The following is a 19540-nucleotide window of genomic DNA, read 5'->3' as shown; positions in this document are numbered from 1 at the left end:
ATGACACGTTACGTGCCCACCCGGTGGTCACGGCACTGCGCCCGGCGAGTGATCCCGCACGCCCGTCCGCAAGATGCGCTTCTCCCAGGTGCGATGGAACACGATCTCCTCGCCGGCCCGGCACACCAGCTCGTCGGAGGTGGTGAAGTGCGTCGCGTCGCATCCGATTTCGGAGCGCGTCTCGACGCGCACGTCCCACGACAGCTCCGGCCGGTGCAGCCGGATCGCCCACTCGGAGCGGGCCCGGGCGGAGAGCGGGTCAGCCTCCTCGACCGTGTACGTCTCGTGACTCTCCTGCGTGTACTCCAGACCGTCGGGATGGACGTGCGTACCACCGCGGTCGGGCGTCGCCTCCAGCGTCCAGCGGCCGGCCTGGACGTCACGGGTGAGCAGCAGCCGGGGCCGCTGCTCGTCCAGCGTCTGCGGGACGGCGACCGCGGGCGGCGCGGAGTGTTCCGGCTCCGGGAAGCCGATCCTCTCGTCGGTCGGTTCGCGCACCGGCAGCTCGAGCCGGGATCCGGCCGGGTCCAGGGTGAAGCCCGCCGGGGTCGGACGCGGCCAGATCCAGGGCCAGTACGCGGAGGAGACCGCGAGCCTGATGCGGTGTCCGGGGGCGAAGACATGAGCCGCCACGGAGAGCTCGAACGTCACGTCCTCCGTCGTGCCGGGAGGCCACGGTTCCGCCCGCTCCGGACCCCGGCGGGCCGCGAGATCCAGCGCCCCGCGCGTCACGAGGGTGGCCGCACCGTCGGGGGCGATGTCGCAGAGCCGGGCCACGGCGACTGCGCCCGGTCCGGCGGGCCGCAGCCGCACGGTCACCCTGGGGCGGCCCAGGACGTCGATCGGGTCCGCGCCGACGGGAAACTCGAAGCACGCCGACCGCGCGTCCTCCTCGCGCTGGTCGGGCGGCAGCTCGGCGCCGCGGCCGACCGGCAGGTAGCGGCCCGCGTCCGTCCCCGTGTGCTGCGGCGAGTCGACGACGACCGGCCCGCCGCCCAGTGCGTACGGGACGACGGTGACGTGCGGGGAGGGCCAGGCGGGCTCGGCGGCCCACCGGCCCCGGGACGGCTCGGCCGCCCCCAGCCGGCAGCGCAGCAACGGCTCCGGCAGAACGCCCGTGTCCCGCTCCTTGAGCCAGTGGTCCCACCAGCGGAGGGTCTCCTGGAGAAAGCCGATCGCCTGCCAGTCTCCTCCCTGCTCCGGGGGCCGGTCGGGGTACTGGCGCGGCCACGGCCCGATCAGCCCGCGCACCCGCTCCGCCGGGAGCCGCTCGACCAGCCGGAGGACCGTGTCCCGGCACGGGCCGTGCAGGCCGCTCACCGCCAGTACGGCGGCTCGCACCGCCGCGGTGTCGTCGCTGATGCCGGCGCTCCGCCAGAAATCGTCACGCAGCCGATGGTCCAGCCAGGTGTGCACGACGGGAGTGAGTGCCGCCAGCCGCGCCGTCCACACCGAGAGCCATTCGTCGCCCGTGTGGAGCGGATCCGGGGGCCTGGCCGCGAGCGCCAGCCTGCCCGCCGCCCGGGAGTGCAGCCCCTGCGCCGCGGTGGCTCCGCCGATGTACGGTCCGTCGTTGTCGTAGGGGTCGTCCGTCGCGTCCACCACGACCACGGCCCTCAGCGGCTCCGGAGCGAGTGCCGCGATCTGCAGCGCGCTGCGGCCGCCGCGGCCGATCCCGAACATGCCGATGCGGCCGGTGCACCACGGCTGCCGGGACAGCCACTCGATCACCGCGACGCCGTCGGCGAGCTCGACCGCGTCGTAGTCGCCGCCCGGGACACCCTCGCTGTTCCCGTGCCCGCGCACGTCGACCCGCACCGAGGCGTAGCCGTGGCCCGCGTACCAGGGGTGGCGCTCGCCGTCGCGGACGGCCGTCACGTCGGTGAGCCGGTGCGGGTCGTACTCGAGCAGCGCGGGCACGGGGTCCGCGGTGTCCGGCCGCCACACCCGTGCGTACAGCAGAGTGCGGTCGGGCAGCGGGACACGGAGATCCTCGCGGACCGTCTCGTACGGGAAATCGGTGCGGATGCGCATGTGGGGACCTCTGCGGGCGCGTGAGGGGAGGTGGCTCGACGGTAACCAGCGAATGCCGCATTTATCGCCATTGAGGCTGATCGCGAACATACCGGCGGCGGCGGGAAGGCGCTCTCGGTGATCGAAAGGCGACCGGATACGCTGACTTGAGTGAATCCAGCGACACATCGACAATCCGTGTGATCGTCAGCAGACAGGAGATCTCCTCGTGACCGTCGTCGAGCCGTTCGGGCTGAGCGTGCGGGACCAGGCTCTTGAGGCCGATGTCCGGTCCGGGTTGTCGGCCGTCGAGGCAGGCCTGCTGGATGCCACGAAGAGTGAGGTCCCCTTCATCACGGAGGCCGCCCAGCACCTGGTCCGGGCGGGCGGGAAGCGTTTCCGTCCGCTGCTGGTGATGCTCGCGGCCCAGTTCGGTGACCCGTACGCGCCGGGAATCGTGCCCTCCGCCGTGGTCGTCGAGCTCACCCACCTGGCGACGCTGTACCACGACGACGTCATGGACGAGGCGGACGTGCGGCGCGGAGTGCCGAGCGCCAACTCCCGCTGGGACAACTCGGTCGCGGTGCTGACCGGTGACTTCCTGTTCGCCCGCGCCTCGCACATCCTGGCCGACCTCGGACCGGAGGCCGTACGCATCCAGGCGGAGGCGTTCGAGCGGCTGGTGACCGGCCAGATCCTGGAGACGGCGGGCCCCCGCGACGGCCGCGACCCGGTGGACCACTACCTCGACGTGATGGCGGGCAAGACCGGTTCGCTCGTCGCCGTGTCCGTACGGTTCGGCGCGATGATGGCCGGCGCCGACGACCGTGTCGTGGGCACTCTCACCCAGTACGGCGAGCGGCTCGGCGTCGCCTTCCAGCTCGCCGACGACGTGCTCGACATCGCCTCCGACTCGCACGAGTCCGGCAAGACCCCCGGCACCGACCTGCGCGAGGGCGTCGCGACGCTGCCGGTGCTGCGGCTGCGCGCCATGGCGGAGGCCGAGGGCAGGCAGGAGGACCTCGACCTCGTGGCCCTCTTGGAGAGCGACCTGACGGACGACGGCCGGCACGCCGAGGCGCTGCGCCGGCTGCGTGAGCACCCGGCGCTCGAGCAGGCCCGCGGGGACACCGTGCGGTACGCGCAGGAGGCGCGGGCGATGCTCGCCCCGCTGCCGGACTGCTCGGCGAAGGCCGCGCTGGAGGAACTGTGCGACGCGGTGGTCCACCGCGCCGGCTGAGTGCCCTGGTCCCTTACGGGTCGGGGGAGTTGCCGCGGGTCCTTCTCATCCCAGAGGGGTACGCCAAGTTGCGCCCGGGGTCTGACGCTTCCCGGCTCCTCATTTGGTCATATGGATGTCACCACCCCTGACCAAACCACGGAGGTAGGGCACACCATGGCACCGAACGACAGCGCACAGACCACCGAAGAGGCCAAGGACCTCGCAGCGGGACGTCGCAGGGCTGCCCGTTACATCGTCCCGGTCGCGGTGGCCGGGGTGGCGGCGGCGACCATCGGGCTCGTCCCGGCGCTCGCTGCCTCCGGTGACCCGGATCTGCCGAAGATCAGCGCGCAGCAACTCATCGAGAAGATGGCCGCGTCGGACACCGAGCAGTTCTCCGGCACGGTGAAGATCAGCACCGACCTCGGGCTGCCGTCCCTGGACGCGTTCGCCGGCGCGATGGGAGCCGACAGCGGCGAGGGATCGTCCGCCGACCCGCAGTCCAAGCTCACCGAGCTCGCTACGGGCACCCACACCCTGCGGGTCGCGGCCGACGGCCCCGACCGGCAGAAGGTGTCCATCCTCCAGGACTCGTCCGAGTACAGCCTCATCCACAACGGCGACGAGATGTGGGGCTACGACAGCGCCTCGAACGAGGTCTTCCACGCCGAGGAAGACGCACAGCGCGACGGCAGGGACGGCAAGGGCGGCGACCGGGCCCCCGAGGACCTGCCGAAGGATCTTCCGACCACGCCCAAGGACCTTGCCGACGAGGTGCTGAAGGCCGCCGGTGACACGACGTCCATCACTGTCGGCGGCACCTCCCAGGTGGCGGGCCGGGACGCGTACAAGCTCGTCGTCAAGCCCAAGCAGGCCGGCTCGACGATCGGGTCGATCACCGTCGCGGTGGACGCGGAGAACGGTGTGCCGCTCAAGTTCACGCTCACGCCGAGCAGCGGCGGCAAGGCGGTGATCGACGCGGGCTTCACCAAGGTCGACTTCTCCAGGCCGGCCGCCTCGACCTTCGACTTCACCCCGCCCAAGGGCGCCAAGGTGACCGAGGCCGGCGAGCTGGAGCACGGCGAGTCCGAGCACGGCCGGGGCCACGAGAAGGCCCCCGAGGAGTTCAAGGGCCTCGAGAGCATGGGCGGCCTCAATGTGATCGGCGAGGGCTGGACGTCCATCGCGAAGATCGAGGGGCCCGCGGGCGAGGGAACCGGCGGCCCTAAGGGCGGCGAGGGCGACGTCCCGGCGGAGGCGCAGCAGTTCCTCGACGCACTGGGCGACAAGGTCGAGGGGAAGTTCGGCTCCGGCACGGTCTTCAAGACGCGCCTGGTCAACGCCCTGATGACGGACGACGGCACGGTCTACGTCGGCGCCGTCACCAAGGACGCCCTCGTGAAGGCCGCGAACGAGGCCAAGTAGCACGAGGCCGAGTAAGCCGAGTAATAGGCCAAGTGGTACGAGGCCGAGGAGTACGGGCCGGGTGACGAGCCCGGCCGGTACACGCGGCCGACCGCACGACGACCGGCCCCGGCGTCCGCCGACCGGTCACCCTCCGCCCCGTCGTACGCTCCTCACGACGGGGCGGAGGACCGCACGACGACCGGACGAGCACGAACGGGGGCGAGCCGATGACCGCCGTCATCGAGACACACGGGCTCACCAAGCGCTACCGGGGCGGACCGCCGGCCGTCGACCGGCTCGATCTCAGCGTGCCGGCCGGCAGCGTCTTCGGTTTCCTGGGGCCGAACGGGTCCGGCAAGACCACCACGATCCGCATGCTGCTGGGTCTCATCGAGCCGACCGCCGGCCGCGCCACCGTCCTCGGCCGGCCCATGCCCCGCTTCGCGGGCACCGTGCTCCCACAGGTGGGCGCCCTGATCGAGGGACCGGCGCTGTACGGGTTCCTCAACGGCCGGGACAACCTGCTGCGCTTCGACTCGGCCGACCCGGCCGCCGATCCGCGCACCCGCAAGGCCCGTGTCGCGGCCGCGCTGGAGCGGGTCGGCCTCACACAGGCGGCCGGCAAGAAGGCGAGGGCGTACTCCCTCGGTATGAAGCAGCGACTCGGCCTGGCCGCCGCTCTGCTGCAGCCGAGGGAGCTGCTGGTGCTGGACGAGCCCACGAACGGTCTCGACCCGCAGGGCATGCGCGAGATCCGCGCCCTGGTGCGGGAACTCGCCGCGGACGGCGCGACGGTCTTCCTCTCCTCGCACCTGCTGGACGAGATCGAGCAGGTGTGCACGCACGCCGCGGTGATGACCCGGGGCAGGCTGATCACCCAGGGCCCGGTCGCCGAACTCGCGGCGGCCACCCGGGGACGGCTCGCCGTGCTCACCCCGGACGCGGCCGACGCGGCCCGGATCCTGAAGGAGCACGGCCTGTCAGGGATCACCCTGGACGGGGAGCGGGTGAGTGCCGAACCGCCGTCGGACGAGCAGGACCTCGCGGAGCTCAACGCCGCGCTGGTGCACGGTGGAGTACGGGTACGGGGCTTCGGGGTGGAACGCGCCTCGCTGGAGGACGCGTTCGTGGCGCTGACCGGGGAGGGTTTCGATGTCGCGGGCTGACACATCGATCACGGGGGCCCCGGAGCCGGCCGTCCCGCGCCCGCCCGGGCCGCTGCGACTGCTCGGCCTGTTCCGTTCCGAGCTGACGCTCACCTTCCGACGCTGGCGCACGCTCGCCCTGCTCGGGGTGCTGGCCGCCGTCCCGGTGCTGATCGGCATCGCCGTGAGGATCGAGACGAGTGACGGCGGCACGGCGGGCGGCGGTGGCGGCCCCGACGGCGGTGCTGGGCCCGCGTTCGTCGCCCAGATCACCAACAACGGGCTGTTCCTGGTCTTCGCCGCCCTTGCCGCGACCCTGCCGGTCTTCCTGCCGATGGCCGTCGGAGTCGTCGCCGGAGACGCCGTCGCGGGCGAGGCGAGCGCCGGAACCCTGCGCTATCTGCTGGTCGCCCCCGCCGGGCGTACCAGGTTGCTGCTGGCCAAGTTCACCGCAGTCTGCGCCTTCTGCCTGGCCGCGACCCTGGTGGTGGCCGTGTCGGCGCTCGCGGTGGGAGCGTTGTTCTTCCCGCTCGGCGAGGTCACGACCATCTCGGGCACTCCCGTACCGTTCGCGGAAGGGTTGTGGCGTGCCGTGCTGATCGCGGCGGTCGTCGCGGCCTCACTGGTGGGGCTGGCCGCGGTCGGTCTGTTCGTGTCGACCCTCACGGGCAGCGGCGTCGCGGCGATGGCGACCACCGTGGGGCTGCTGATCACGGTGCAGATCCTGGACTCGATCCCGCAGCTGGACGGAGTCCACCCGTATCTCTTCTCGCACTACTGGATGTCGTTCTCGGATCTGATGCGGGAACCACTCCTGTGGGACGAGGTCCTGAAGAACCTCGGTCTGCAGGCCGTGTACGCGGCAGTGTTCGGCTCCGCGGCCTGGGCCCGCTTCACCACGAAGGACATCACGGCCTGAGGCGGCGGCCGCCGGGGTCACGCGCGGCCGCCGCCGCGCGTGACCCCGCCCGCTGCTAGAAGGTCAGCTTCCAGCTGTCGATGTAGCCCGTGTCGTAGCGGGCCACGTCCTGGACGCGCAGCTTCCAGTCGCCGTTCGCCGTCTCGGTGGACGTGTCCACGGTGTACGTGGTCACGACGTTGTCCGCCGAGTCGCTGCTGCTCGAGTTCTTCAACCGGTACGCGGTGCCGTCCGGGGCGACCAGGTCGATGACCAGGTCACCGCGCCAGGTGTGCTTGATGTCCACGCCGACCTTGAGCGCGGCAGAGGAGTTCCCGCTGCGGCCGGAGACGGACACGGTCGAGGTGACGGCGGCTCCGGCGTCCGGCACCGCGACGTCGGCGGTGTTCTCGTAGAGATCACCGGGCGGTTCCGTCGTGCCCGCGGAGAGCGTCCAGATCGCGTGGGCGATCGCGTCGCTGTTGCGGTCCAGCGCGGTGTCGTTGATGTTCGACGTGGTGTCGCACGAGGAGTGGTAGCAGCGGTCGAACGCCTGACCTGCCGTACCGCCCCACTTCTGGGCCTGGGCGCTGGTCTTCGTACGGCCGGCGCCGGTGAACAGACCGCCGACCGGTATGCCGACGTTCTTGAACGACGCGTGGTCGGAGCGTCCGTCGCCCTCGGTCTCGATCTCGGTGGGGACGCCGAGACCGGCGAAGTAGTCCTTGAAGGTCTGCTCGATCGTCGGGTCGTCGTCGTAGACGAAGTAGCCCGGATTCGGGGAGCCGATCATGTCGAAGTTCAGATACCCCGCGAGCTTTGAACGCTCCGTGGAGGGCAGGTTGTTCACGTAGTGCTTCGAGCCGACCAGGCCCAGCTCCTCCGCGCCCCACCATCCGAAGCGCAGGTGCTTCGTGGGCTGGAGCTGCGCTCGGGAGACCGCGAGCGCCGTCTCGAGCACGGCGGCCGACCCGGAGCCGTTGTCGTTGATCCCGGCGCCCGAGCTGACCGAGTCGAGGTGGGCGCCGGCCATCACCGTGCGGTTGACGTCGCCGCCGGGCCAGTCGGCTATCAGGTTGTAGCCGGTGGCACCGCTGGTGGTGAACTGCTGGACCGACGTGGTGAATCCGGCGGCGTCGAGCTTGGCCTTCACGTAGTCGATCGACGCCTTGTAACCGGGTCTGCCGTGGGCGCGGTTGCCGCCGTTGGCACCGGCGATGGACTGGAGCTGGTTCAGGTGCGCCTTGACGTTGGCGAGCGGTATGTCGGGCGCCGCGAACGCCGGTACCGGCGCGGCCGGTCTTGCCGCCGGTGCGGCGGATGCCGCGGGCGCGGCGGACGCGAGCAGCCCGGCCAGGGCGATCGCGGCGGCCGTGGCGGCACGTCTGGGAACGGAGAGGTTCATGTGGGGGCTCCGGATTCCGTACGGGGATGGGACGGAACGTGCAGGACGCCCCGGGTCGGCTGTTCCCGGGGCGCTGGAGCTTGCTTGCCGCACGCGATACGTGCGTGTGTGCGTTGTGCGTGCTGATGTTCAGTGACGGCCTGACACGGCGTCAAGGGCGGGAATCGGTCATGTCCGTTCGCATTGCGGACGTCATTGCACGCAGAACTCGTTGCCTTCCGGATCCGTCATCACGACCCACCGGCCGCCCGGCTCGTCCACCCGGCGCAGCACCGCCGCCCCCAGTGCCTCCAGCCGGACGGTCTCCGCTTCCATCTCCCCGGGAGCCGAGTGCAGGTCGATGTGGAGCCGGTTCTTCCCCGTCTTCGGCTCCGGCACCCGCTGGAACAGCACACGGCGGCCCAGTCCCGCACCGCTTCGCTCGTCATGGGCGTCGTCCGGATGCCGGACCGCGGCCAGATCACGCCACGCCCTTCGGCCGTGCCTCTCCACGGTCAGCTCCTCGGGTGCCGCCTTCTGCGCGAGGAGCTGCTCGATCAGTGGGCTGTTGTCCTCGACCAGGTATCCGAGCGCCTCGGCCCAGAAGTCGGCCTGGGCGTGCGGGTCCGCGGCGTCGATCACGAGCTTCCAGTGCAGTGTCATGGAAACCGGTTATAGTGGTTACATGATGTGCGCCGCAAGGGACACGCCGGGTCTGCTGCTCGAACCGCCGTCCGGGGGCTCGTTCCGCTTCGATCCGGGCGCGCTGTGCCTGGAACTGCTCCCCACCGGAGGCCCCGGCGGGCTCGCCGCGTACGAGGTGCTGCACGACCCGCCCGCACTGCTGCGCTGGATTGCCGACAGCCGGCTGCCCGCCGGTCTGCGTCTCCCGGTGGACGACGCGGAGGTGGCGGCCGCCCGGGAACTGCGGAACGCCCTGTGGGGCCTGGCCGGCGCCAGGGCACACGGCGCCGACGCACCCGCCGCGGATGTGGTCGTGGTCAACGCGGCGGCCGCCGCGCCCGCCCTCGTGGCGCGCATCGGCGCACGAGGAGCCCGGGAGTGGGCGCCTGACGCGACGGTGTCGCAGTTGCTGTCGACCGTCGCCCGGGACGCCGTGGAACTCTTCACCGGCGCTTACGCGCACCGCGTCCGTGAATGCGGCTCCCACGACTGCCGGCTGCTGTTCGTCGACACCTCGCGCCCCGGCCGCCGCCGCTGGTGCTCGATGGAGCGGTGCGGCAACCGCAGCAAGGTCCGGGCGCACCGTGCCCGCCACTCGGAGGCGGACGAGCAATGACAACCGGCCCGCGAAGGCCTCTACGGGAGAGCGGGACCTCGTCGGCGAGGCGCTCGGGGCGGGCCGGCGCACGGCGCGGCCGCTGATCCACGGGGGCGGTCTGCGACGGAAGTCACGTCTTGGGGTGGCTGTTCCACGTTTACGGTGTAGGGATGGACGCACTGCCCCACAGCGGGCCGCCCGGCTGCCCGCTGGTCGGCGTAACCGCCACGTACATGCCCCGGCTCTCGGAGTTCTCCTTCGAGCCGGGGCTTGTCGCTGCCGTCGATCAGCATGCGGCGGCGGTGCGCGATGCGCTCGTGCCGCTCGTGCCCGCTCCTCGCCGGCCGGACCAGGCCCCCCGGGAGGAGCCGTACGGCATGGTGCGGCGCGAGGACCTCGCGGACTACGTTCTCGGGTTCACCGACTGGCTGTCGGAGATCGACTGGTCGGAACCGGTCGGCTACGACTTCGCCACCCTGCGGCTCACCGCCGTCTGCTGGCTGATCCGCGAGCACGACCTGCTCGCCCACTGAACTTCCGGAGCCGCGCGCTCCGGTGGTCACATGGGGTCGTGGTCACATGGGGTCGCGTCCGTTGCCCATGGGTGGGCCCTCGCCCATGTTCCGTCCGCGGCCCGTGTCGCGTCCGCGTCCCATGTCGTGGCTGCCGCTCTCGCCGCGCGTCCGTCCGCCGCTCTGGCCCATGCCCGGTCGCGTCGCCTGACGCTCGGAGGCGGGCTGACCCGATTCGGCGTCGGATCGGCCGCGCTGGTAGGCGGAGACGTTCGACTTGGCGCGGCCCGACTCGGCCTCCGCCGTGGCGAGCCAGCGCTCCCAGCGTTCCCGCATGGGGCCGATGAGGCCGCCGCCGACACCGACGATCATGATGCCGGAGATGGCGGCGAGTACCGCCCACAGGACCGGACCGGTGACGGAGGTCGCGATCTGGGCCTGGCTGAGCGCCGCGATGGCGCCGAGGGCCACGATGAAGGCCCAGGCGATCGTGCCCAGGGTCCGGCCGTAGGAGGTCCCGGCCAGGGCGCCCTGGATGATGTCGCGGACACCGCGGGCGATGGCCATGGCCACGACGACGATGACGCAGGCGACGATCGCCTTCGGGATCCAGGCGACGGCCGAGTTGATCATGTTGCTGACCGGGTTGGGGCCGAAGACGCCGAAGGCCAGCTGCAGGACGATCAGCAGAATCGCGTAGTAGAGGATCTTGACGAGGATGCCGGTGGCGTCGTACTTCGAGTTGCGCAGGGTGTTCGAGACGCCGCTGCGTTCGGACATCCGCTCGAAGCCGATCTTGCGCAGCAGCTTGTCGGCGACCTTGGCGAGCGCCTTGGCGATGAACCAGCCGATGAGGAGGATCGCCAGGAAGGCGATGAACTTCGGCACGAACGTGACAACGCTTTTGAACGCGTCACTCAAGCCTTGACCGAAGTCGACCGATAGCGCGAGGGGTTGCTGCATCACGCACTCACTCCGCTCTGTGGGCTACCTCGGTCCTGGTGACCGGGGCCTGGACTTCCGGTGGTAACACCGGTCTGCAGGCACCGGCCTGCGCCCAGGTGCGGAGCTGAGCCGTTCGAGTGGACATTGGGCCCTGATGGACGTGTCCCGGCCGTGGAGCGCGGCCGGGACCGTGTAGGAGCGCTCAGCGCTCAGCGCTCAGGCCACGGGGCCGTCGGCGGTCGCGGCGGCCACCGTGCCGGCCTGCCCGGTGGCTGCCGGCGGTGCGCCCGTGCCGGCCTGTCCGGTGGCTGCCGGCGGCGCGCCTGCGGCCGCGGCCTGCGCGGCCAGCCGCAGGGCCTGGGCCTTGCTGCGGCGTGCGGTGCGCAGTGCGTCCCAGGTCAGGCAGGTCAGGGCCAGCCACACCAGGGCGAAGCCCGCCCAGCGCTCAGCGGGCATGGCCTCGCGGAAGTAGAGGATGCCGAGCAGGAACTGGAACACCGGGGCGAGGTACTGCAGCAGCCCCAGGGTGGAGAGCGGCACCCGTATCGCCGCCGCACCGAAGCAGACCAGCGGCACGGCCGTCACCAGACCGGTCGCGGCGAGCAGCACCGCGTGCCCGGCTCCGTGCGAGCCGAAGGTGGCCGAGCCGTCCGCGCCCAGCCAGACCAGGAACGCCAGCGCCGGGAGGAACTGGATGGCGGTCTCCGCCGCGAGGGACTCCAGGCCTCCGATGTTGACCTTCTTCTTGACCAGGCCGTACGTGGCGAAGGAGAAGGCCAGCGTCAGCGAGATCCAGGGCGGCTGCCCGTAGCCGATCGCGAGCACCAGGACCGCGGCGAAGCCGATGCCGACGGCCGCCCACTGAGCCGGGCGGAGCCGTTCCTTCAGGAGCAGCACGCCCATCGCGATGGTGACCAGCGGATTGATGAAGTAGCCCAGTGAGGCCTCGACGACATGGCCCGAGTTCACGGACCAGATGTAGACGCCCCAGTTGATGGTGATCACCGTGGCGGCGACGGCGACGAGCCCCAGCTTCCGCGGTTGCCGGACCAGCTCCCGCAGCCAGTCCCAGCGCCTCAGCACCAGGAGGGCGACGGCCACGATCGCCAGCGACCAGACCATCCGGTGGGCAAGGATCTCCACGGCACCGGACGGCTTGAGCAGCGGCCAGAAAAGGGGGACCAGTCCCCACATCCCGTAGGCACCGATCCCGTACAGCAGCCCTGCCCGCTGTTCGTTCTCCGACTTCACTGACCCTCCTGCCCTGCGCGCGCGTTTCTTCAAGGTACGCCCGGGAGGGGGCCGATGTCATGCCCGTATCGCAATACGGTCATGACCGATCATGCTCGGCCCGTGCGGTCGCGGAGATGGCCTCTGAACAGCATCGAGGGGAGGCCGGAGCCTCCCCTCGATGCGATGCGATGCCGGTCCGGTCCGGCGCCCGGCGTCAGCCGACGACGGTCCAGGTGTCGTTGCCTGCGAGCAGGGCGGCGAGGTCGCCCTTGCCGTTCTGTTCGACGGCCGTGTCGAGCTGGTCGGCCATGAGGGTGTCGTAGACGGGGCGCTCGACGCTGCGGAGCACACCGATCGGCGTGTGGTGCAGCGTGTCCGCGTCGGCCAGCCGGGACAGCGCGAAGGCCGTGGTCGGGGACGAGGCGTGCGCGTCGTGGACCAGGATCCGCGACTCGTTCTCGGGTGTGACCGCCACGACCTCGAGGTCACCGGTGGCCGGGTCGCGCACGACGCCCTTGGCCCCTGCTCCGGAGCCGGCGGCCGCCCCGAAGCGGATGGGCTGCCCGTGCTCGAGGCGGATGACCGCCTCCTGCGCCTGGTCCTTGTCCTTGAGGACCTCGAAGGCACCGTCGTTGAAGATGTTGCAGTTCTGGTAGATCTCCACCAGCGCCGTGCCCTGGTGCTCCGAGGCCTGGCGCAGCACCTCTGTGAGGTGCTTGCGGTCCGAGTCGACGGTGCGTGCCACGAACGAGGCCTCCGCGCCGATCGCGAGCGACACCGGGTTGAACGGGGCGTCGAGGGAACCCATCGGCGTCGACTTGGTGATCTTGCCGACCTCGGAGGTGGGGCTGTACTGGCCCTTGGTGAGTCCGTAGATGCGGTTGTTGAACAGCAGGATCTTCAGGTTGACGTTGCGGCGCAGCGCGTGGATCAGGTGGTTGCCGCCGATGGACAGCGCGTCCCCGTCACCCGTGACCACCCACACCGACAGATCACGGCGGGAGGAGGCGAGCCCGGTGGCGATGGCGGGCGCGCGGCCGTGAATGGAGTGCATCCCGTAGGTGTTCATGTAGTACGGGAAGCGGGAGGAGCAGCCGATACCGGAGACGAAGACGATGTTCTCCTTCGCCAGGCCCAGCTCGGGCATGAAGCCCTGCACCGCGGCCAGGACCGCGTAGTCGCCGCAGCCGGGGCACCAGCGCACTTCCTGGTCGGACTTGAAGTCCTTCATCGACTGCTTGGCCTCGGCCTTGGGCACGAGCTTGAGCGCCTCACTCATCGATGGCCTCCTTGAGCGCTGCGGCGAGTTGCTCCGCCTTGAACGGCATGCCGTTGACCTGGTTGAAGGAGCGTGCGTCGACCAGGTACTTCGCCCGGATCAGGGTGGCGAGCTGGCCGAGGTTCATCTCGGGCACGACGACCTTGTCGTACTGCCCCAGTACCGTGCCGAGGTTCTTCGGGAACGGGTTCAGATGGCGCAGATGGGCCTGCGCGATCGGAAGGCCCGCGGCGCGCAGTCGGCGTACGGCGGCCGTGATCGGCCCGTATGTGGAGCCCCAGCCCAGCACGAGCGTCCGCGCCCCGTCGGGGTCGTCGACGTCGGCGTCCGGCACCTCGATGCCGTCGATCTTGGCCTGGCGGATGCGCACCATGAAGTCGTGGTTGGCCGGGTCGTAGGAGATGTTGCCCGTGCCGTCCTGCTTCTCGATGCCGCCGATACGGTGCTCGAGGCCCGGCGTGCCCGGCACGGCCCAGGGGCGGGCCAGGGTCTGCGGGTCGCGCTTGTAGGGCCAGAACACCTCGGTGCCGTCGGCCAGTTCGTGGTTGGGTCCGCTCGCGAACTGCACCCGCAGGTCCGGCAGCTCGTCGATGTCCGGGACCCGCCACGGCTCGGAGCCGTTGGCGAGGTAGCCGTCGGAGAGCAGGAACACCGGCGTGCGGTAGGTCAGCGCGATCCTCGCCGCGTCGAGTGCGGCGTCGAAGCAGTCGGCGGGGGTGCGCGGCGCGACGACCGGCACCGGCGCCTCACCGTTGCGGCCGTACATGGCCTGCAGCAGATCCGCCTGCTCCGTCTTGGTCGGCAGACCGGTCGAGGGGCCGCCGCGCTGGATGTCCACGACCAGCAGCGGCAGCTCGAGCGAGACCGCGAGACCGATGGTCTCCGACTTGAGAGCCACACCGGGCCCGGAGGTAGTGGTGACCGCGAGGGAGCCGCCGAACGCCGCGCCCAGCGCCGCGCCGATCCCGGCGATCTCGTCCTCCGCCTGGAAGGTCCGCACACCGAAGTTCTTGTGCTTCGACAGCTCGTGCAGGATGTCGGAGGCCGGGGTGATCGGGTAAGAGCCCAGGTAGAGCGGCAGGTCCGCCTGCCTGCCCGCGGCGATCAGACCGTACGACAGGGCCAGGTTCCCGGAGATGTTGCGGTACGTGCCGGTCGGGAACGCCGCGCTCGCCGGGGCGACCTCGTAGGAGACCGCGAAGTCCTCCGTCGTCTCGCCGAAGTTCCACCCGGCGCGGAAGGCCGCGATGTTCGCCTCGGCGATGTTCGGCTTCTTGGCGAACTTCTGCCGCAGGAAGCTCTCCGTGCCCTCCGTGGGGCGGTGGTACATCCAGCTCAGCAGGCCCAGCGCGAACATGTTCTTGCTGCGCTCGGCCTCCTTGCGGGACAGACCGAAATCCTTGAGCGCCTCGATCGTCAGAGTCGTCAGCGGCACCGGGTGGACCCGGTAGCCGTCCAGCGACCCGTCCTCCAGGGGGGAGGCGTCGTACCCGACCTTCGCCATGGCACGCTTCGCGAACTCGTCGGTGTTCACGATGATCTCGCCACCGCGCGGCACATCGGCGACATTCGCCTTCAGGGCGGCCGGATTCATCGCGACCAGCACGTTCGGCGCGTCGCCCGGGGTGAGGATGTCGTGGTCGGCGAAGTGCAGCTGGAAGCTGGAGACGCCGGGCAGGGTGCCTGCGGGCGCCCGGATCTCGGCGGGGAAGTTCGGAAGTGTGGAGAGGTCGTTGCCGAACGACGCCGTCTCCGAGGTGAACCTGTCACCCGTGAGCTGCATACCGTCACCGGAGTCACCCGCGAAACGGATGATCACCCGGTCCAGGCGGCGGATCTCCTTGGCGCCGGCGCGTCTGCGCTGCTCGCCGACGAGGGTCTCGTCGGACCCGTTGACCTCATCGGCCTGCTCGGCCGGCCTGCTGACCTGGCTGGTCACTGAACTGGACCTCCCTCGAGGCGGTTCCTCGGGCCCGACCGGCCCACCGGCCGACCCACAGGCAACCCTACGACGGTAAGGGTCGCCTTCCCCGGACCGCTCACATGTCGGACGTCCTGAGGCGACGCCGCGACGCCCTCTTTCGTCATGTTTTCCCTGCCCTCATGGCCTTCCGGACGGCCTTCCGGACGGCCTCCTGGGAAGTCGCTCCCCGCTCATTCTTCGGTTCCCGAGCTACCGCGTGGCTCGAGCGCCACCGGAGTGCCGTGTGACCTGTCCGGCGGTGTCCTCCCGGCCGGTGCCCGGCTCCACGCCGGGTCACGAGTTCAGATAGGTCAGCACCGCGAGCACGCGCCGGTGGTCCCCCTCGCTGGGGGACAGACCGAGCTTCAGAAAGATGTTGCTGACGTGCTTCTCCACCGCGCCGTCGCTCACCACGAGCTGCTTGGCGACCGCCGAGTTCGTCCGGCCCTCCGCCATCAGGCCCAGCACCTCGCGCTCGCGAGGGGTGAGGCCCGCGAGCACATCCTGCTTGCGGCTGCGGCCCAGCAGCTGCGCCACGACCTCCGGGTCCAGGGCCGTACCGCCCTGCGCGACCCGCACCACGGCGTCCACGAACTCACGCACTTCCGCCACCCGGTCCTTGAGCAGATAGCCCACTCCGCGACTGCTGCCGGCAAGCAGTTCCGTGGCGTACTGCTCCTCCACGTACTGGGAGAGGACCAGCACCCCGACCGAGGGATGGTCCCGGCGCAACTGCACGGCCGCTCGCACACCCTCGTCCGTGTGCGTCGGCGGCATCCGTACGTCCGCGACCACGACGTCCGGCAGCGCATCCTGCGCCGCGAGGTCGTCGACCGTCTTGAGCAGGGCCTGCGCGTCCCCCACCCCGGCGACCACATCGTGCCCCCGGTCGGTCAGCAACCGGGTCAGGCCCTCCCGAAGCAGTACGGAATCCTCGGCGATGACCACTCGCACTCTGTCCTCCACAGTCCCGCAGCCCCCTGTTGATGTGCCACCCGACCCCTGCGCGCTCGCTCCAGCATCCCAGGATCGGGGCGCGTGCGGGGCTGTGCCGCGGATTTCCCCCGGTCACCGCATCGGGGGACGCAGGAAAGGACGAGAGGGTTGCCGCAGCCGGGCTGCCTCGCGGGGTTCCGGCACCGCCGGCCCGTGGGGCCGGACCGCTGTCAGCCGCGCCAGGGGAGCTCCGCGGTCACGGTCGTCGGACCGCCGGCAGGCGAGTCGACGGCGAGGATTCCGTCCACCGCGCCGAGTCGTTCCGCGAGGCCGGCGAGACCACTGCCGGTCGTCTGGTCGGCGCCGCCCCTGCCGTCGTCCGTGACCTGGAGCATCAGCCGGTCCTGCGAGCGCCACACATCGACGGAGGCGCGGGTGGCCCGCGCGTGCTTGCTCACGTTCTGCAGCAGCTCGGAGACGGTGAAGTAGGCGATGCCCTCGATCGCCGCCGCCGGACGACGGTCGAGATCGACCTCCACCGACACGGGAACGGCGCACCGCGAGGCGACGGAGGAGAGGGCGGCGTCCAGTCCCCGGTCGGTGAGCACCGCGGGGTGGATACCGCGGGCCAGGTCACGCAGTTCCTGCAGCGCCACCTTCACCTCGCCGTGCGCCTCGTCCACCATCCGTGCGGCTGCCTCCGGGTCCTCGGCCAGCTTCTCCTTCGCCAGACCGAGATCCATCGCCAGGGCCACCAGCCGGGCCTGCGCGCCGTCGTGCAGGTCGCGTTCGATACGGCGCAGATCCGCCGCCGCGGTGTCCACGACGACCCCGCGGTCCGACTCCAGCTCCACGACGCGGGACGCCAGCCGGGACGGTCCGAGCAGTCCGCTCACCATCAGCCGGTCGACACCGGTCAGAGCACGCATGACCCAAGGGGTGGTGATCGTGAGGAGCAGCCCGACGGCGCTGGTCACGGCGATCTCGAAGGGGGTGTCGAGATAGAAGTTGTGCGCCCCGTCCCCGTACAGCTGCAGACCGTCCACGCCGCCCCACATCGGGAAGACCCACTGCCACAAGGGGTACGCCAGCAGGGACCAGCCGGTCACCCACAGGGTCACGGACACGCAGAAACCGAACACGGCCCAGGGGAAGTGGAGAAAGGCGTACAGAAGGTGGCGCCACGACGCCCCGCTCTTGAGCGTGCCGGCCATCCACGCGGCGACGCCGTTCGTCTTCGCGCCCCTGGCGGCCCGCACCGGTTCGGGCGCGGCGACGTCCACCCCGAGCAGCGCCCGCGCCCGAGCGCGCTCCAGCGCCCCGAAGCCGCGCAGAGCCGACAGGGACAGCGCGAACACCGGAACGCCCAGGAACGTGACCAGCAGGCCGGCGCCGAGCGAGGTCATGGTGACCGCGAACACGAAGGCGGCGGTCGCGATCGGCATGCTCAGCACCAGATAGCCGAACTCCCGCCAGGCGCGGCCCTCGAAGGGGGCGCGCAGCACAGGAGGGAAGAAGTGCTTCCGGCCTGCCGGGGAACCGTGTCCGTGTCCGTATCCGTGTCCGTATTCCGTGGCCATCGAAGTCGTCCGTTCTGGGATGCGGGCTGTCATGACCCAAGCGTGCTGTGGCCGCCCGTAGCGCACCATGAGGCCGGTATCCGTCTCTGCGGGGGGTTTTCCCCACCATGCCGAGGCGTCGGGGTCGGCTGTGCCGGCGGGCGTTGCCGCCGATTCGTGCCAGGGGTGGTCGGCGGCGGGGAGGAGCGGTCACCGTCGCTGCCTCGGTGCCGCGGGTGAGGGAAGCCGGCCGGTCACCGGGTTTTGCCCCAGCCCCTCGACCTCCCGGACAGTCGTATGTCCGCCGGGAGGCGTCCCCGTACGGGCTGAAGGATCAGCTTCGCCGCCGTCCACGGAGCGCCGCACGCCCGCCAGGGGCGCCGCCCTGCGCCAGGGGGAGAAGCAGCACGCCGCGCAGCGGCGGCCGGGGACGCGGCGCACCGCTCCGGCCGCGGCACGCTCGCTCAGCGCGCTTCTTGTCCCTCGCGCTCACGCCACGGCAGCTCCGCCGTGACGGTCGTCGGACCGCCCGTCGGCGAGTCGACGACGAAGTGCCCGTCGACCGCCTTCAGCCGCTCGGCGAGGCCGGCGAGACCGCTGCCGCCGTCGAGCGAGGCCCCGCCCTTGCCGTTGTCCGTGACCTGGAGCATCAGCCGGTCCTGCGAGCGCCACACATCGACGGAGGCGCGGGTGGCCCGCGCGTGCTTGCTCACGTTCTGCAGCAGCTCGGAGACGGTGAAGTAGGCGATGCCCTCGATCGCCGCCGCGGGCCGTGAGTCGCCGAGCTCCACGTTCACCGTGACCGGAGCGGTACAGCGGGACGCCACGGAGGAGAGGGCGGCGTCCAGTCCGCGGTCGGTGAGCACCGCGGGGTGGATGCCGCGGGCCAGGTCGCGCAGTTCCTGCAGCGCGAGCTTCACCTCGCCGTGCGCCTCGCCCACCATCGCGGCCGCCGCGTCCGGATCCTCGAGGAGCTTCTCCTTGGCGAGGCCGAGCCCCATCGCCAGTGCGACCAGCCGGGCCTGCGCGCCGTCGTGGAGGTCGCGTTCGATGCGGCGCAGGTCGGCCGCGGCGGTGTCCACGACGACTCCGCGGTCCGACTCCAGTTCGGCGATGCGCCGTTCCAACTCGTCGGAGGGCGACAGCAGGCCCCACACCATGGCGCGGTCCGCGTTGGACAGCCCTCGTGCGATGAAGGGGAGCACGGGCCAGAGCACGAACAGGCCGACCGTCATGACCGTGAAGGTGACGATTCCCCAGGGCAGCCGGATGACCGAGTACAGCACCGTGCGCCAGCCCACCGGATCCTTCAGACGGGACCAGACCGACACGATCAGGCCGTCGCCGCGGCCCCGGCCGGGCAGCGGACTCGGCTCGTCGATCCGTACGCCGAGCAGGGCCCGCGCCCGTGCCCTCTCCGCTCGCCCGATCAGGCGGGCGCCCATGAGCGCGAGGGCGAGCAGGGGCAGGCCGACCACCGTCACGGTGAGTCCGGCGCTGGTGGTGATCGTGACCGTCACGTAGACGAATCCGAGCAATGCGGCCGGCAGATTGCCGAGCAGGTGCGCGATCTCCTTCCAGGTGTGGCGGCCGAAGGCGAAGCGCGCGGGTGGCGGCCGGTCGTTGTCGGGTGCGGTGATGCTCGCGGTCATGCGGGCCAGCCTGCCGGGCCGGACCGCCGCACGCCATGGGGTGGATGGGTGGGGGTCGGTAGGGATAACCCCACCCGGGGACGGCCCGAAGCGTGACACGACTGCTTACG

The 19540-nt window shown here is 71.0% G+C and carries 16 protein-coding genes; 6 read left to right on the top strand and 10 right to left on the bottom strand.

The genetic code is table 11. From position 1 onward, the window contains the following. Positions 1-27: 27 nt before the first annotated feature. A complete protein-coding gene (locus ACFYV1_RS14450) occupies positions 28-2034 on the bottom strand; it encodes a CocE/NonD family hydrolase (RefSeq protein ID WP_389395774.1) in 2007 nt (668 codons plus the stop codon). Between the two features lie 208 nt (positions 2035-2242). Here ACFYV1_RS14450 and ACFYV1_RS14445 point away from each other — a divergent pair, with 208 nt between their 5' ends. The 4 genes from ACFYV1_RS14445 to ACFYV1_RS14430 all read left to right on the top strand — a co-directional run bounded on the left by ACFYV1_RS14445 (position 2243) and on the right by ACFYV1_RS14430 (position 6706). Continuing rightward, positions 2243-3253, top strand: a complete 1011-nt coding sequence (locus tag ACFYV1_RS14445) for a polyprenyl synthetase family protein (protein WP_389395773.1) — start codon at positions 2243-2245, stop codon at positions 3251-3253. Positions 3254-3409: 156 nt separating this feature from the next. Then, the gene (locus ACFYV1_RS14440) at positions 3410-4660 is read left to right on the top strand and encodes an outer membrane lipoprotein carrier protein LolA (RefSeq protein ID WP_389395772.1); all 1251 of its coding nucleotides are present in this window, start codon (positions 3410-3412) and stop codon (positions 4658-4660) included. Between the two features lie 209 nt (positions 4661-4869). After that, entirely contained in the window at positions 4870-5808 is a 939-nt protein-coding gene (locus ACFYV1_RS14435; protein WP_389395771.1) for an ABC transporter ATP-binding protein, read from the top strand. Further along, entirely contained in the window at positions 5795-6706 is a 912-nt protein-coding gene (locus tag ACFYV1_RS14430; protein WP_389395770.1) for an ABC transporter permease, read from the top strand. Before ACFYV1_RS14435 ends, ACFYV1_RS14430 begins: the two co-directional genes overlap by 14 nt. A gap of 55 nt (positions 6707-6761) precedes the next feature. On the opposite strand, the gene ACFYV1_RS14425 is transcribed toward ACFYV1_RS14430, so the two are convergent. Next, positions 6762-8090, bottom strand: a complete 1329-nt coding sequence (locus ACFYV1_RS14425) for a M28 family peptidase (RefSeq protein WP_389395769.1) — start codon at positions 8088-8090, stop codon at positions 6762-6764. A 192-nt stretch (positions 8091-8282) separates the two neighbouring features. Further along, complete coding sequence (locus ACFYV1_RS14420) at positions 8283-8732, bottom strand: VOC family protein (RefSeq protein ID WP_389395768.1); 450 nt, start codon at positions 8730-8732, stop codon at positions 8283-8285. 22 nt (positions 8733-8754) lie between these two features. Between ACFYV1_RS14420 and ACFYV1_RS14415 the strand changes: the two genes are divergently transcribed. Both ACFYV1_RS14415 and ACFYV1_RS14410 read left to right on the top strand, forming a co-directional pair. Next, positions 8755-9369: a CGNR zinc finger domain-containing protein gene (locus tag ACFYV1_RS14415; protein ID WP_389395767.1), complete on the top strand. Its 615-nt coding sequence runs from the start codon at positions 8755-8757 to the stop codon at positions 9367-9369. 152 nt (positions 9370-9521) lie between these two features. Beyond that, positions 9522-9884, top strand: a complete 363-nt coding sequence (locus tag ACFYV1_RS14410; RefSeq protein ID WP_389395766.1) for a DUF6401 family natural product biosynthesis protein — start codon at positions 9522-9524, stop codon at positions 9882-9884. Positions 9885-9926: 42 nt separating this feature from the next. On the opposite strand, the gene ACFYV1_RS14405 is transcribed toward ACFYV1_RS14410, so the two are convergent. The 7 genes from ACFYV1_RS14405 to ACFYV1_RS14375 form a co-directional block, all read right to left on the bottom strand. Beyond that, positions 9927-10826 (bottom strand): hypothetical protein, encoded by a 900-nt coding sequence (locus ACFYV1_RS14405; protein ID WP_389395765.1) that lies wholly within the window; start codon positions 10824-10826, stop codon positions 9927-9929. Positions 10827-11024: 198 nt separating this feature from the next. Next, the gene (rarD, locus tag ACFYV1_RS14400) at positions 11025-12059 is read right to left on the bottom strand and encodes an EamA family transporter RarD (RefSeq protein ID WP_389395764.1); all 1035 of its coding nucleotides are present in this window, start codon (positions 12057-12059) and stop codon (positions 11025-11027) included. Positions 12060-12255: 196 nt separating this feature from the next. Further along, positions 12256-13320, bottom strand: coding sequence for a 2-oxoacid:ferredoxin oxidoreductase subunit beta (locus tag ACFYV1_RS14395; protein ID WP_389395763.1), 1065 nt, complete (start codon positions 13318-13320; stop codon positions 12256-12258). Further along, on the bottom strand, positions 13313-15259 hold the full coding sequence (locus tag ACFYV1_RS14390; RefSeq protein ID WP_389395762.1) for a 2-oxoacid:acceptor oxidoreductase subunit alpha: 1947 nt from the start codon (positions 15257-15259) through the stop codon (positions 13313-13315). Before ACFYV1_RS14390 ends, ACFYV1_RS14395 begins: the two co-directional genes overlap by 8 nt. Before the next feature lie 318 nt (positions 15260-15577). Next, a complete protein-coding gene (locus tag ACFYV1_RS14385) occupies positions 15578-16237 on the bottom strand; it encodes a response regulator (RefSeq protein ID WP_389395761.1) in 660 nt (219 codons plus the stop codon). Between the two features lie 212 nt (positions 16238-16449). Further along, positions 16450-17799 (bottom strand): sensor histidine kinase, encoded by a 1350-nt coding sequence (locus ACFYV1_RS14380; protein WP_389395760.1) that lies wholly within the window; start codon positions 17797-17799, stop codon positions 16450-16452. A 443-nt stretch (positions 17800-18242) separates the two neighbouring features. Next, positions 18243-19430 carry a sensor histidine kinase gene (locus ACFYV1_RS14375; protein WP_389395759.1) on the bottom strand — a complete coding sequence of 396 codons (1188 nt, stop codon included), beginning with the start codon at positions 19428-19430 and terminating at the stop codon, positions 18243-18245. Positions 19431-19540 lie beyond the last annotated feature (110 nt).

It is taken from the genome of Streptomyces sp. NPDC003023, assembly GCF_042888225.1.
GTDB lineage: Bacteria > Actinomycetota > Actinomycetes > Streptomycetales > Streptomycetaceae > Streptomyces.
This window is presented reverse-complemented; position numbering and strand designations above follow the sequence as displayed.